General features: G+C 69.6%; 17 protein-coding genes and 2 pseudogenes. 14 read left to right on the top strand and 5 right to left on the bottom strand.

Translation table 11 applies throughout. The features are described 5' to 3' along the window. The first annotated feature begins 53 nt into the window (after positions 1 to 53). The 4 genes from ASG63_RS01685 to ASG63_RS01700 all read left to right on the top strand — a co-directional run bounded on the left by ASG63_RS01685 (position 54) and on the right by ASG63_RS01700 (position 2,310). Positions 54 to 485, top strand: a complete 432-nt coding sequence (locus tag ASG63_RS01685; protein ID WP_056211488.1) for a DUF488 domain-containing protein — start codon at positions 54 to 56, stop codon at positions 483 to 485. A 96-nt stretch (positions 486 to 581) separates the two neighbouring features. Further along, positions 582 to 1,316: a helix-turn-helix transcriptional regulator gene (locus ASG63_RS01690; protein WP_056211387.1), complete on the top strand. Its 735-nt coding sequence runs from the start codon at positions 582 to 584 to the stop codon at positions 1,314 to 1,316. 149 nt (positions 1,317 to 1,465) lie between these two features. Further along, positions 1,466 to 2,089 carry an acyl-homoserine-lactone synthase gene (locus tag ASG63_RS01695; RefSeq protein ID WP_056211389.1) on the top strand — a complete coding sequence of 208 codons (624 nt, stop codon included), beginning with the start codon at positions 1,466 to 1,468 and terminating at the stop codon, positions 2,087 to 2,089. 23 nt (positions 2,090 to 2,112) lie between these two features. Beyond that, the gene (locus tag ASG63_RS01700; RefSeq protein ID WP_056211391.1) at positions 2,113 to 2,310 is read left to right on the top strand and encodes a hypothetical protein; all 198 of its coding nucleotides are present in this window, start codon (positions 2,113 to 2,115) and stop codon (positions 2,308 to 2,310) included. Between the two features lie 29 nt (positions 2,311 to 2,339). On the opposite strand, the gene ASG63_RS01705 is transcribed toward ASG63_RS01700, so the two are convergent. Further along, complete coding sequence (locus ASG63_RS01705) at positions 2,340 to 3,269, bottom strand: histone deacetylase family protein (protein ID WP_056211490.1); 930 nt, start codon at positions 3,267 to 3,269, stop codon at positions 2,340 to 2,342. 181 nt (positions 3,270 to 3,450) lie between these two features. Here ASG63_RS01705 and ASG63_RS01710 point away from each other — a divergent pair, with 181 nt between their 5' ends. From ASG63_RS01710 to ASG63_RS01750, 9 genes are all read left to right on the top strand, one after another. Next, a complete protein-coding gene (locus ASG63_RS01710; RefSeq protein WP_056211393.1) occupies positions 3,451 to 4,074 on the top strand; it encodes a L,D-transpeptidase in 624 nt (207 codons plus the stop codon). 727 nt (positions 4,075 to 4,801) lie between these two features. Further along, the gene (locus ASG63_RS01715) at positions 4,802 to 5,143 is read left to right on the top strand and encodes an AraC family transcriptional regulator (RefSeq protein WP_056211396.1); all 342 of its coding nucleotides are present in this window, start codon (positions 4,802 to 4,804) and stop codon (positions 5,141 to 5,143) included. Between the two features lie 83 nt (positions 5,144 to 5,226). Beyond that, positions 5,227 to 5,649 carry an aspartate 1-decarboxylase gene (panD, locus tag ASG63_RS01720; protein ID WP_056211398.1) on the top strand — a complete coding sequence of 141 codons (423 nt, stop codon included), beginning with the start codon at positions 5,227 to 5,229 and terminating at the stop codon, positions 5,647 to 5,649. Positions 5,650 to 5,860: 211 nt separating this feature from the next. After that, entirely contained in the window at positions 5,861 to 6,295 is a 435-nt protein-coding gene (locus ASG63_RS01725) for a hypothetical protein (protein ID WP_056211400.1), read from the top strand. A 199-nt stretch (positions 6,296 to 6,494) separates the two neighbouring features. Beyond that, positions 6,495 to 8,498, top strand: coding sequence for an acetyl-CoA carboxylase biotin carboxylase subunit (locus ASG63_RS01730; protein ID WP_056211401.1), 2,004 nt, complete (start codon positions 6,495 to 6,497; stop codon positions 8,496 to 8,498). Positions 8,499 to 8,577: 79 nt separating this feature from the next. Beyond that, entirely contained in the window at positions 8,578 to 9,009 is a 432-nt protein-coding gene (locus ASG63_RS01735; protein ID WP_056211403.1) for a gamma-glutamylcyclotransferase family protein, read from the top strand. Between the two features lie 168 nt (positions 9,010 to 9,177). Then, on the top strand, positions 9,178 to 9,456 hold the full coding sequence (locus ASG63_RS01740; protein ID WP_056211405.1) for an acylphosphatase: 279 nt from the start codon (positions 9,178 to 9,180) through the stop codon (positions 9,454 to 9,456). Between the two features lie 114 nt (positions 9,457 to 9,570). Further along, positions 9,571 to 10,293 (top strand): DUF599 domain-containing protein, encoded by a 723-nt coding sequence (locus ASG63_RS01745; protein WP_055953252.1) that lies wholly within the window; start codon positions 9,571 to 9,573, stop codon positions 10,291 to 10,293. A gap of 131 nt (positions 10,294 to 10,424) precedes the next feature. Then, positions 10,425 to 10,691: a DUF3253 domain-containing protein gene (locus ASG63_RS01750; RefSeq protein WP_056211492.1), complete on the top strand. Its 267-nt coding sequence runs from the start codon at positions 10,425 to 10,427 to the stop codon at positions 10,689 to 10,691. Here ASG63_RS01750 and ASG63_RS01755 read toward each other — a convergent pair. Beyond that, positions 10,649 to 11,482 (bottom strand): YdcF family protein, encoded by an 834-nt coding sequence (locus tag ASG63_RS01755; protein WP_056211406.1) that lies wholly within the window; start codon positions 11,480 to 11,482, stop codon positions 10,649 to 10,651. The genes ASG63_RS01750 and ASG63_RS01755 overlap by 43 nt on opposite strands. A 261-nt stretch (positions 11,483 to 11,743) precedes the next feature. On the opposite strand from ASG63_RS01755, the gene ASG63_RS01760 reads away from it, so the two are divergent. Further along, on the top strand, positions 11,744 to 12,010 hold the full coding sequence (locus tag ASG63_RS01760; RefSeq protein WP_056211408.1) for a DUF6894 family protein: 267 nt from the start codon (positions 11,744 to 11,746) through the stop codon (positions 12,008 to 12,010). Positions 12,011 to 12,176: 166 nt separating this feature from the next. On the opposite strand, the gene ASG63_RS26250 is transcribed toward ASG63_RS01760, so the two are convergent. The 3 genes and pseudogenes from ASG63_RS26250 to ASG63_RS26260 all read right to left on the bottom strand — a co-directional run. Beyond that, the coding region (locus ASG63_RS26250) for a cupin domain-containing protein (RefSeq protein ID WP_244479783.1) at positions 12,177 to 12,392 on the bottom strand (216 nt) is incomplete at its 5' end. Between the two features lies 1 nt (position 12,393). After that, positions 12,394 to 12,828, bottom strand: a pseudogene (cpsB, locus tag ASG63_RS26255) (mannose-1-phosphate guanylyltransferase/mannose-6-phosphate isomerase); the annotation flags it as partial. A gap of 1 nt (position 12,829) precedes the next feature. After that, positions 12,830 to 13,570 (bottom strand): annotated as a pseudogene (locus ASG63_RS26260) (mannose-1-phosphate guanylyltransferase); the annotation flags it as partial.

Genomic DNA, 13,570 nt, shown 5'->3' on the forward strand with positions numbered 1-13,570 from the left:
TAAGTGCAGGCCGTGCCTGCGGGTTTGGGACACAGGAGGGTGCCGTGAAGGTTCTGTTCACCATCGGGTACGAAGGTCTCGATTCCGAGCGCCTGATCGCGGCTCTGAAGGAGGCAGAGGTGGGAACCCTGGCGGATGTCCGCGCCGTGGCGAATTCCCGCAAGCGCGGCTTCTCGAAAACCGCCCTGCGCACCAGCCTGGAGGAGTCCGGCATCGGCTACGCCCATGCCCGCAGCCTCGGCACGCCGAAGGCCGGCCGACAGGCGGCCCGCGCCGACGATGCCGCGCTGATGCGGCGCATCTACTGCGAGGAGGTGCTCGACACCGCCGATGGCGGCCTCGCCCTCGACGAACTCTGTGCCCTGGCCGACCGCACGCCGATCTGCCTGCTCTGCTTCGAGCGCGAGCCGGCGCGCTGCCATCGCCGCGTCCTCGCCGAGCGGATGCAGGCGCGGGGCTTCACGACGGTGGACCTGTTCGGGTGACGCCCGCTGCCCTCGCCACACGTAGGCCATCGGCGCGTTGACAATCTAGAGTTATCCGGTTTTCACTCAACCGGGGGTGACGATGCCGGATTTGCAATGACGCGCAAGGCGCTGGATCAGACGTTGGGCTTCCTCCGGGCCCTCGACCGGACCGCGAGCACCGACGATGTGGGGCGCCTGCTGGTAACGGAATTCGCGGCGCACGGCGTGTCCCATGCCATGGCGGGGACCATTCCCCGCAAGGGGACGCCGGCGCGGCAGCAGCACGGACACATCCTGGTCAACACCTTCCCGGAGGAATGGGGCCGGCGCTACCTGGCGCGCGGCTACGCCTTCCACGACCCCACGGTCCGTCACCTCGCCCACAGCACGGCGCCCTTCGCCTGGAGCGAGCTGGGCGAGCGGTTCGGCGACGATGCCGGCGCCCGCCGGGTGATGGCAGAGGCGGGCGAGTTCCGCCTCCGCGACGGGATCACGGTCCCGCTGATGACCCTCGACGGCGACATGGCGGGCTTCAGCCTCTCGGGCGAACGCCTCGGGCTGAATCCCGGCGACCGGCCGATGCTCCACCTCATCGCCACCTACGCCTTCGGCCATCTCCTGCGCCTGCGCGGCCCGGCGGGGGCGGCGCGGGCCGCCCGGCTCGCGCCGCGGGAGCGCGAGGCCCTACAATGGGCGGCGGAGGGCAAGACCGACTGGGAGATCGGCGAGGTCATGGGCATCTCGACCCACGGGGTCGACTTCCACCTGCGCTCGGCCCGGACGAAGCTCGGCACCACCAACCGGACCCAAGCGGTCGCGGTGGCCTTGCGGCGCGGACTGATCACCTGACGCGGCCGCCTCGCGGGGGCCATCGCGACCACCCGCGCAGGGTCCGCCGGCGTCGATCCCGCACGCCTCGCGGCGTCGACCTACGGGTTCCCGTAGGTTTGTGACGGTCCCGATCATGTCAGAACCGGCCTCGGAACGGAGGTTTCGACATGATTCAGATCGTGACACCCGCGAATGAATACTGCTTCCGCGAAGAAATGGAACAGGTCTGGCGCCTGAGGCACGCGATCTTCGTCGAGGAAAAGCGTTGGCTCGACCTCGCTCGTCCCGATGGGCGCGAGATCGACCAGTTCGACACGGCCCACGCGATGCACTTCCTCGCCATCGAGGCTGGGCGGGTCATCGGCTACAGCCGGCTCCTGCCGACGACCCGGCCGCACCTCCTCTCCGACGTGCTGCCGCAGCTCTGCGAGGTGGCGCTGCCCTGCGGCCACGACACCTGGGAATGGACGCGCCAGGCCGTCGCCCGGTCCCATCGCGGACGGGGCAAGGCGGTGAATCCGGTCTCGCTCAGCCTGCTCTCCGGCATCGTCGAGTGGGGCCTCGCCAACGGCGTGCGCCAGCTCGTGCTGCAAATGCCGACCCTCTACCTGCTGCACGTGGTGCAGCTCCACTTCCGGGCCCGGCCGCTGGGCCTGCCGCAATCGATCAGCGGCGAGGACATCATCGCGGCCACCGCGGAATTCGACGAGCGGACGCTGGCACGCCTGCGCGCCCTCACGGGGCGGACGGACTCCGTCCTCGCTCCGACCTACCCCTACCTCGCCGCCTGACGCGCGGCCGCAAAGGACCTGCCATGCTCACCCTGATCCAGCCACCGAAGGGCGAGGCCTTCGACGTCCTCGCCGCCCACTGCATCGCGGCGCGGGCCGTCATCGCGGAGGCCGGGACGCCGGTGATGCGGCGTTTGATCGACCTTCTGCTGTTCGAGATCGCCGTCGCCATGGCGGATCCATCGGACAATCCGGCCCTCGTCCCGGAGCCGGTCGCCTGAGGGCGAACGGGCGGACCGGCGCCGGAGACTCAGCGCCCCATCAGCGCATCCACGTGGGCGGCAACGGAGAGGCCCAGCCCCTTGAGGCTGTAGCCGCCCTCCAGGACCGAGACGACGCGCCCGCCGGCATGGCGATCGGCCAGCGCCATCAGGCGGCGGGTCGCCCAGCCGAAATCGGCTTCGGTGAGCTCGACATGGCCGAGGGGATCGAGGTGGTGGGCGTCGAAGCCCGCCGAGATGATGATGAGGTCGGGGGCATAGGCGTCGAGGCGGCGCAGGATGCCGGCCTCGAAGGCCTCGCGAAAGACCGGGCCGTCGTCGCCCGCCCGCAGGGGTACGTTGACGATGGTGTCGTGGTTGCCCCGCTCCGACGCGGCGCCCGTACCCGGAAACAGCGGCATCTCGTGGGTGGAGGCGTACATCACGGAGCGGTCGTCCCAGAAGATATCCTGCGTGCCGTTGCCGTGGTGGACGTCCCAATCGACGATCGCCACCCGGCTCGCCCCGTGGGCTTCGCAGGCGTGGCGCGCCGCGATGGCGGCGTTGTTGAAGACGCAAAACCCCATCGCGGTCATGCGCTCGGCATGGTGGCCCGGAGGCCGCATGGCCACGAAGGCATTGGCGCACTCGCCCGCCATCACGGCATCGACCGCGTGCACGGCGCCGCCGACCCCGCGCAGGGCCGCCTCGACGGTGCCGGGGGAGAGCAGGGTGTCGCCGTCGATCTGGACGTAGCCCTCCGTCGGCGACGCCTCGATGATCGCCTGCACGTAGGGCACGGGATGGACCAGGGTGGGCACCGAGGTCTCGGCCCTCGGGGCCTGGCCGCGGACCAGCCCGGCGAAGCGCTCGTCCTCGAGGGCCCGCTCCACCGCCCGGATCCGGTCGGCGCGTTCGGGATGCCCTTCCGGCATGGCGTGATCGAGGGCGGACGGGTGGCTCACGTACAGCGTCGTCACGGTCATCCCTTTGCGGCCGTCGATCTGTCGCTTTGAAACAACAGATGATGCCAATGTATCACATCTTGCGCATGATCACGTTGCCGGGATGCGCGCTCGGCTCGGGTTGTGCAAGACCTGTCCGAACACGAATCGATCAGACCGCGCCCGGTGACCGGCGGGTCGAGACAGGCCCTCATCCATGCGCGCGCCCGCCCTTCTCCTCCTGATCGGTACGCTGCTGCCGCTCGGCGCCTGCAACACCCAGACCAGTCCGGGGGCGACCGGACCGCTCGCCGCGGCGCCCGCCCCCCTGAGCGGGCCGGAGCGCGACAAGGCCTGGATGAAGCTCGCGCCGAGCGCCCCCGTCGATCCGAAGATCGCCCGCGCCACCGTGGACTACCCGACGCGGGAAGCGCCCGGAACCGTCATCGTGGTCACCAAGGAGCGGCGGCTCTACTATGTGCTGCCCGACGGCAAGGCCGTGCGCTATCCCGTGGCCGTGGGCCATGCCGGCATGGCCTGGGCCGGGACGGCGGAGGTCGACCGCAAGGGCGAATGGCCGGACTGGAACCCGCCGCCGGAGATGCTGGCCCGCCGGCCCGACCTGCCGAAGCGCCTGGAAGGCGGCCCCACGAGCCCGATCGGGGCCCGCGCCCTCTATCTTGCGGAGGGCAAGAAGGACACGCTGTTCCGCATCCACGGCACCAACGAGCCGGAGAAGATCGGTCAGGCGGTCTCTTCGGGCTGCATCCGCATGCGCAACGACGACGTGGTCGACCTCTACGACCGGGTGCCGATCGGCGCGAAGGTGGTGGTGCGCTGACACTTAACCAAGCGCGGGTGGTTTGTCGGTCGCGGCGGGTCGTTCGTCGGCACCAGCCCCTAGGCGCATCCCGCGGTGACGCCCGGCGGGACGGTGGGCCGGCGGAACGCCGACCGCCTCGCGCGGGGGTTCGCCGTCACGAACCGGGCGGATCGAGCCGCCGACGGCCGATCCCGACGTGACGATGAGTGCGTTCGCCTGCGCCGCGAGAACCGGCAGGCACAACGGGAGCGCGACGTCGTCGCGCCCGAGACGGCCGTTCCGGGCGAGGTCATGGCGTCGGGACGGCCGATGCCCGGGCACCCCGCCGCACGTCTCGGCACGAAGGCGCGACCCCCGAAACGCTCACGAACACCTGGCGTGCCCGGTGGCCCTCGCATGTGCCGAGCCCTGCCTGCGAGGCAGGCGCGGGGCGCGCGGGGATGGCGATGCGGACAGGATCATCGGAGCGCCCGCCGCCTCTAGGGCGCCGGACGCCCCCGGTCGACGCGCCGGGCGCCGAGCGGCCCGCCGTAAGCCAGGCCGTCTTCGCCCCGGATGCGCCGGACTGCTTCGCGGCCTACCACGACCTCTACGCGATCGGCCAGACGGTTTCGCGGATCGGCAACTGCTTCCAGGCCGCCGTGAGGAAGCGCCGCGTCGCCGGATTGCTCCTGCGTGACCGGCAGATCGCCGGCGCCGTCCACCAGCGCGAGGCGCCGCGCATCTGGGGCGGCGGGACCTCGACATGCGCGCGGTCGCCTCCGGCTCCGGCCTGTCCCGCAGCGCCCTCTACCGGGCCTTCGCCCCGGTCGGCGGGGTCAGGCACGAGATCCTGCGCCGCCGCGTGGCCCGCCTGCGCTCGGCCATCTTCCGCAGCGGCAGGGACGTGCGGATTTCGAATCTGGTCTGGATCCTCGGGTTCGCCACGCCGAGCCATGCCGCGCAGGCCTTCAACAGCCTACGGCCTCGTACCGGGGCAGCTCCACGGGGAAGTCCGGCCCCCGGAAGGGCGCCCCTGGAGGACCTCGAACCCGATCATCTGCGGGGCTCGATCCGGGGCCTGAGCGGATCGTCCCGGCTCTCCTGAGCGGTCCGGTCGGCGCCAGATAGACCTGGCCTCCCGCGACGGCGCCGATTAACAACGCGACCGCACGAGGGAGAGCCAGACCGATGCAGAGTTTCGTCCGCGCCAAATTGCACGGCCTCCGGGTGACCGGTGCCGACCTGAACTATCATGGCTCGATCACCCTCGACGCGGACTTCTGCCGGGAGGTTGGCCTCGATCCCCTCGAATTCGTCGAGATCTGGAACAAGATGTCGGGCGCCCGGATCAGCACCTACGTCCTCTACGGCGCGGCGGGATCGCGCTGCTGCATCCTGAACGGGGCCGCCGCCCGCACCTGCCAGGTCGGCGACGAGGTCATCATCGCCTCCGCGACCTACGGCTCCATCGAGGACGTGATCGCGCGCAAGCCAAAGGTGCTGATCTTCGGCCCGGACAACGCGGTCAGCGACCGGGTGACCTACGACGTCTTCCGCGACGCCGAGGGACGCCTCGACATGCGCATCCTCGGGCCCGGCATCGCGGGCTGACGGGGCGCCGGCTCCGCCCGCGGCCCTCGGAGCGGGGAGGGTGCGCCGGCTCCGGAGCGTCAGGATTTCGAAAGGCTCATTCGTGAGCAGGCTTTAACCTGAACAGTGATTCAGATTTGCCCGTTAACCGCTTGAACGATGCCGTCCTGCATAGTCGAACCATCGACAGGGACACAGACCGGCCAAGATAAAGCCGGGGAGGCATTAAGAGATGATCAACCTTTCGCTTCAGGTTTTCTGTAACCGTATCGTTGCAGCCGATTGCATCACCGCCGAGGACGTCCAGATCCTGGCGCGCGAGATTCTCCCCGATGGCTTCGTGTGCCGCGACGAGGCCGACATGCTGATCGCCCTCGAGCGCATCGTCACCTTCGCGGATACGAGCTTCGGCGACTACCTCGTCGCGTCGGTGGTGGATTTCGCCGTCTGGGGCGAGCGCCCCACCGGCTACATCGATGCGGGCGTGGCCGCCTGGCTGGTGGGCAGCCTGCGCGCCGGCAGCGGCCCGACCCGTCTCGCCGCCCGCCTCGCCCGCGAGGTCGTGCGTGAGGCCCAGGCCAGCGACGAAGCCCTCATCGCCTTCGCGCTGGCAGCCAACCGCGCCACCGCCGAGAGCGACCGGATGCGCGAATTGCTGGCTGCTTAGGTGCCGCCAGCCCCTGATATTTCGCATTCAAAATCATATGGTGCATCGCACCGTGAGATTGTCGGTCGTGGCCGTGCATAAACAGGCCCCCGGCCTGGATCGATCAGCTTCCCGAAGCCGCATAACTGCTTTAACGGGAACCAGCTTCGGCGTTTGCAAGACGCCGCATGTTCCCTGACGGACCAGAGTGCGCGGAAAGATGTTCGACAAGATCCTGATCGCGAACCGTGGCGAAATCGCCTGTCGCATCATCAAGACCGCCCGGCGCATGGGCATCAAGACCGTGGCGGTCTACTCGGATGCCGACCGAGACGCCGTGCACGTCGCCATGGCCGACGAGGCCGTGCATATCGGTCCGGCCCCGGCGGCGCAGTCCTACCTGCTCATCGACAAGATCATCGAAGCCTGCAAGCAGACCGGTGCCCAGGCCGTGCATCCGGGCTACGGCTTCCTGTCCGAGCGCGAATCCTTCCCGCGCGCGCTGGAAGCGGCCGGCATCGTCTTCATCGGCCCCAACCCCGCCGCCATCGCGGCGATGGGCGACAAGATCGAATCCAAGAAGGCGGCCTCGGCCGCGACGGTCTCCACCGTGCCGGGCTTCCTCGGCGTCATCGAGAGCCCCGAGCACGCGGTCACCATCGCGGACGAGATCGGCTATCCCGTCATGATCAAGGCCTCCGCCGGCGGCGGCGGCAAGGGCATGCGCATCGCCCATTCCTCCGGCGAGGTGGCGGAGGGCTTCGCCCGCGCCAAGTCCGAGGCCGCCTCGTCCTTCGGCGACGACCGCGTCTTCGTGGAGAAGTTCATCACCGACCCGCGCCACATCGAGATCCAGGTGATCGGCGACAAGCACGGCAACGTGATCTACCTCGGCGAGCGCGAGTGCTCGATCCAGCGCCGCAACCAGAAGGTCATCGAGGAGGCGCCGTCGCCGCTGCTCGACGAGGCCACCCGCCGCAAGATGGGCGAGCAGGCCGTCGCGCTTGCGAAAGCCGTGAACTACGATTCCGCCGGCACCGTCGAGTTCGTGGCCGGCCAGGACAAGTCGTTCTACTTCCTCGAGATGAACACCCGCCTGCAGGTGGAGCATCCGGTCACCGAGATGATCACCGGCCTCGACCTCGTCGAGTTGATGATCCGGGTCGCGGCCGGCGAGGCCCTGCCGCTCGGCCAGGCAGACGTGAAGCTCAACGGCTGGGCCGTCGAGAGCCGCGTCTACGCCGAGGACCCGACCCGCAACTTCCTGCCCTCGATCGGGCGCCTCACCACCTATCGGCCGCCGGCCGAAGGCGAGTTCGGCGGCGCCATCGTCCGCAACGACACCGGCGTGGAGGAGGGCGGCGAGATCGCGATCCACTACGACCCGATGATCGCCAAGCTGGTCACCTGGGCCCCGACCCGGGCCGAGGCCATCGAATCCCAGGGCGAGGCGCTGGACGCCTTCGCCATCGAGGGCATCCGCCACAACATCCCGTTCCTCGCCGCCCTGATGGCGCATCCGCGCTGGCGCTCGGGCAACCTCTCCACCGGCTTCATCGCCGAGGAGTTCCCCGAGGGCTTCGTCGCCCCCGAGCCCAAGGGCGCGATCGCCCAGCGCATGGCGGCCGCGGCCGCGGCCATCGACCACAAGATGAACCAGCGCAAGCGCGGCATCTCGGGCCAGATGCGCGATCCGGCCCTGCTGCATTTCGAGCGCGACCGCGTCGTGGTCCTGGCGGGCGAATCCTACCCGGTTACCGTCGACGCCGTCGGCGGCACCCTGATCGTCACGGGCGCCGACGGCACCACCTGGCCGGTCTCCTCCGACTGGCGCCCGGGCGAACCCGTCTGGCAGGGCGAGATCGGCGGGGCCCGCGTGGCGATGCAGGTCCGCGGCCTCCTCAACGGCGTCGCCCTCCAGCACGCCGGCGCCGCGGCCGAGGCCCGGGTCTACACCCAGCGCGAGGCGGCCCTCGCCGCCCTGATGCCGGTCAAGGAGGATGCCGGCTCCGGCAAGCAGGTGCTCTGCCCGATGCCCGGCCTCGTCAAGGCGATCCTGGTCAAGGAAGGCCAGGAGGTGAAGAACGGCGAACCCCTGGCCATCGTCGAGGCGATGAAGATGGAGAACGTGCTGCGGGCCGAGCGCGACGCCACCGTCGCCAAGATCGCCGCCAAGGAAGGCGACAGCCTCGCGGTCGACGCGGTCATCCTCGAATTCGCTTGACGCGCGGCCGGCCCCGGAGCGCATCGCCTCCCGTCCCGGGACGCGGCGCGGCCCGGGCCGGACGCCCTGGACCCGGTCGATGCCCCTCTACTTCGCCTACGGCGCGAACATGGATGCCGGCGCCATGGCCGCGCGCTGCCCGCGCTCGACCTTGATCGGGCAGGGCCGCCTCAACCGGCACCGCTTCATCATCATGCGGGAGGGCTACGCCTCCGTGGTGCGCGACCCACGCGCGACCGTGCATGGTATACTGTGGGATCTCGCCCTCGGAGACGTCCCGGCCCTCGACCGCTACGAGGGCGTCGCCTCGGGCCTCTACATCAAGGCGATGCAGCCGGTCTCGGTGCCGGGCGGTTCGAAGCGGGCGCTGATCTATCTCGGCGGCACCAGCGCCACGGGGGCGCCCCGTCCGGGCTACCTCGAAGCCGTCCTCGCCGCGGCGACCGCCGCACAGTTGCCGGCCGCCTATCGCGCGGAATTACAGACCTGGCAGCGCGGGCGCGCCGGTTGAGGCATGCTCCCCGGATGGTCTTCGATCGCCCGGGTCCGGCTTCGGGCTGTCGAAGACAGGGCAAGTCCGAACGGAGTCCTGCGCCCGCAGGCCCCTCTCCCTCGGCGGCGTGCCATCGCGTCTTCCGGACCGCCGCCGCCCAACGATGCCACGAAGGACAAGACTGCGATGCCCGAGATCCGAACCGTCGCGGTGATCATCCGGGGCCGGGTCCAGGGCGTCGGCTACCGGTTCTGGACGCGCGGCGAGGCGGATCGCCAAGGCCTCTCCGGGTTCGTCCGCAACCGCCCGGACGGGTCCGTCGAGGCCCTGTTCTCCGGAGCCCCCGACTCCGTGGCACGGATGCTGGACGCCTGCCGCCAGGGTCCGCCCGGTGCCCGCGTCACGGACATCGCCGTGACGGAGCCTGCGGTCGCACCGCCGCAGACCGGTTTCGCGATCCGCTGACGCTTCGTCCCGGGTGAGACACATCCGGCCCCCCTTCGTCTGGACAGGGCGTCGGCTTCCGCGCTAGCGCCCGGGCGGGGCGCCCGGCGATCGGTCGTCGAGAGACCGGACGCGATGCTGACCGCCGACTTCTCCTATCTCGACCTCGCGGCCCTCAGCTACTTCGTGGCCGCCTGGGCCGGCTACGGCATCGCGGTGGCGCGCATGCGCGGGCGCCGCACCAGCCTCAGCCAGATCATGAATGCGCAGCGGGCGGAGTGGACGCGCCAGCTCATCGGGCGCGACAACCGCGTGGTCGACACCACGATCAACGCCTCCCTCCAGAACGGGACGGCCTTCTTCGCCTCGACCTCGCTCATCGCCCTCGGCGGCGTCCTGACCCTGTCACGCTCGGGGGACGACGTCCTCACCCTGTTCGGTACGCTCCCCTTCGGCGCCATCGCCACGCGCTTGACCTGGGAGATCAAGGTGGCGGGCCTCGCGGTGGTCTTCGTCTACGCCTTCTTCAAGTTCTCCTGGGCCTACCGGCTGTTCAATTACGGCGCGATCCTCCTCGGCGCGGTGCCGCCGAAAGGTTCGGATGCGACGCCGGAGCAGATGCTCCGCGCAGCGCGCAAGGCGGCCGCGATGAACATTGCCGCCGGAAGCCACTTCGCACGCGGCCAGCGCGCCTTCTTCTTCGCCCTGGCCTATCTCGGCTGGTTCGTGAGCCCCTGGCTCCTCATGCTGACCACCACCGCGGTGGTGCTGGTGATGTGGCGACGGCAATTCGCCTCGCGAATTCGCGCCGCCCTGCTGGCGGAAGACGACGGGACAGGGCAGGGATGGCAGCCATGACGATTCCCAAGAAGCCCACGCGCCAGCGCACCTCCTCCCCGAAGATTCCCGCCGCGAAGGCGCCCCCGAAGGTCGCAGCGAAGCCGGAACCGAAATCGACGGGTCGCCCCGAACGCAAGGGGCCGTCCGAAGTGCTGATTGCGGAGACGATCCTGCGTCTTCTCGCGGCCCGCGAGGCCGGAAAGACCATCTGTCCGTCCGAGGTGGCCCGGGAACTCGGGGGACCGCAGCCGGAGGGCTGGAGCCCCTTGATGCAGCCCATCCGCCGGATCGCTGTGCGGATGACCAAGGCCGGCGAAGTCGCGATCCTGCGCAAGGGCAAGCCGGTTGAAGACCCGGACGATTTCCGCGGCGTCTATCGGCTCGGGGCCGCGGCCCCGGCGCCGGACGAGGCCTGAGGCGCCGGCAGCAGGGCATCGGTGTAGCCGCTGAGCCGATAGGCGACGAGGCCGAACCACTCCTTGGTCACGATGTCCAGGAGCGCCAACCCCTCGGACGCGAAGGCATTGACGTGCAGGACGTCTCGCCAACCGCCGGTGCGATAATCCACGGGATAGGCGGTGACGGCGAAGCCGGCCTCGCGGAAGCAGCCGATCGCCCGGGGCATGTGCCAGGCCGAGGTGACGAGAAGCCAGCGTTCCCCCGGCTGCGGCTTGACCATGTCGGCGGTGAAGCGCGCGTTCTCGCGCGTGTTGCGCGAGCGATCCTCGAGGATCAGCCGGGTGCGCGGCAGCCCCATCGTGTCGGCGTAGCGACCGACGATCTCGGATTCCAAGGCCCTGCTGCCGCCGAGGCTGCCGCTTCCGCCGGTGAAGACGAGACGGCTCTGGGGATAGCGCCGGGCTAGATCCGCCATCGCGACCTGTCGCTCGGCCGCGTCGTTGAGGAGGAGTTGTCCCCGATCCGCCGAAAGCCGGGTCTCGATCGCACCGCCGAGAACGATGATCCCGGTGACCGGTGCATCATCGTCGACGAATGCGGGAAATCGCTCCTCGAGCGGCAGGGCGATGAGGACGGGCAGGGGTGAGAGGCCGGCGACCAATAGGATCATGGCCGCCAGGCCGCCGATCCAGAGCCCGCTCCGGAGCCATCCCCCTGTCGCCAATCCGATCCCCAGCAGCACGAGCAGGGCAAGGGCGTTCGACGGCGTCACGACGAAGTACAGCAGCTTCGACAAGGGAAAGAACATGCACGGGCAACCGGAGCGGGTGGGCAGGTGAGGCGTGATACCGCAACGGCCGCGGCCTTGTCCCGCGCGTTACCCGGTAGCGCGAACCAGCGCATCGGACAGAGGCGAACCGAGACGTCGTCATGCCCACTCGCATAGACGATGGAGCTGACAAATCCGTCCCGGATCAGCCCTACGCAAGGACCACCGATTGCACTTGATCCGCGAACGGCTTAGGTTAATTTCATGGAGTGGGATAAATTCCCACGGGTAATATTGTCAATGCCACGCTTTTTCATCGACCTCCACGACGGAGCCAATTTCGTCAAGGACAAGGTCGGATTCGAATTGTCCGACGAGGATGCGGTGCGCACGAAGCTCGTGCGCATCATGGCCAAGATCGCGCAGGAATTCAGCGTCGAGACCGAGCGACAGGACTACCTGGCGATCGTGCGGGGCGAAGAGGCGCAGGTCCTGTTCCGGGCCCATCTCTCGCTCGATATCGAGCGGGTCGACGGCGCGGTCGAGGTCATTCCGGACGAAGCCTGACGACGTCCGACCGACGCGCGGTGATTTTCATCCCGGCACGTCCTCCTCGGAAGCCGATTTCTCGGTGGCGGTGGGGACTCGGACGATCGTCCTGCACCGGTATCGCGGAGCCGTCAGTGCCCCTGCGGCCTTACAGGAAGGCTTTCGGGGAGGGCGCCCGGCGGTCTCAGCGTCCGTAGATATCCTCGACGCGGATGATGTCGTCCTCGCCGGTGTAGGAGCCGACCTGGACCTCGATCAGTTCCAGGGGGATCCTGCCCGGGTTGGTCAGGCGGTGCATCGAGCCGATCGGCAGGTAGATCGCCTCGTTCTCGTGCACCAGCACCACCGAGTCGTTCAGTGTCACCTCCGCCGTGCCCTTGACGACGACCCAGTGCTCGGCNGCCGATCGGCAGGTAGATCGCCTCGTTCTCGTGCACCAGCACCACCGAGTCGTTCAGTGTCACCTCCGCCGTGCCCTTGACGACGACCCAGTGCTCGGCCCGGTGGAAGTGCTTCTGCAGCGACAGCCGTCCGCCCGGCGTCACCATGATCCGCTTGACCTGGAAGCGCTCGCCCAGGTCGATCCGCTGGTACCAGCCCCAGGGCCGGTACATCCGCCGATGCGCGTCCGCCTCCGGGTGGCCCTGCGCGCGCAAGCGCGTGACGAGATCCTTGACCTCGCCCGATCGCGCCTTCGAGGTCACCAGCACGGCGTCGGGGGTCGTGACCACCACCACGTCGTCGAGCCCCACCACCGTCGTCAGGTGCTCGCCCTCGCTGTGGATCAGGCTGCCATGGGTGTCGATGGTCTCGACCCGGCCCCGGACGGCGTTGCCNGTCGTCGAGCCCCACCACCGTCGTCAGGTGCTCGCCCTCGCTGTGGATCAGGCTGCCATGGGTGTCGATGGTCTCGACCCGGCCCCGGACGGCGTTGCCGTCGGCATCGTGCGCCAGCACCGCCCAGACCGCGTCCCAGGTGCCGACATCCGACCAGGGGAACGAGACCGGGCGCACGCCGGCATGCCGGGTCCGCTCCATCACGGCGTAGTCGATGGAGGTCTTGGGCGCCCGGCCGAAGGCCTCCGCGTCGAGGCGCACGAAGTCGAGGTCGGTCACGGCCGCATCGAGGGCCGCCCGGGTGGCCGCCAGGATCTCCGGGGCATGGGCCTCGAGTTCGGCCAGCATCACGTCGRCGCGGAACARGAAGTAGCCCGAGTTCCAGAGGGCGCCCTCCTCGATCAGCCGCAGGGCGCCGGCGTGATCGGGCTTCTCCACGAAGCGCTCGACCGCGTGGTTGCCCGCGCCGCCCGAAAGGGCGGCACCGACGCGAATGTAGCCGTAGCCGGTGGCGGGGGCGGTCGGCGTGATCCCGAGGGTCATGATCGCCCCGGCCCGGGCGCCGGCCGCGGCGGCCCGGGCAGCGGCCACGAAGGCGGGGGTGTCGCCGATGACGTGGTCGGCGGCCATGATCAGCACGACGCTCTCGGGGTCGCGCCGGGCTGCGTGCAGAGTGGCGACCGCCACCGCTGCGGCGGAGTCACGCCGTTCGGGCTCGAGGATGATGTCGGCTTGGATGCC

The sequence above is a fragment of the Methylobacterium sp. Leaf94 genome (assembly GCF_001426045.1).
Lineage (GTDB): Bacteria > Pseudomonadota > Alphaproteobacteria > Rhizobiales > Beijerinckiaceae > Methylobacterium.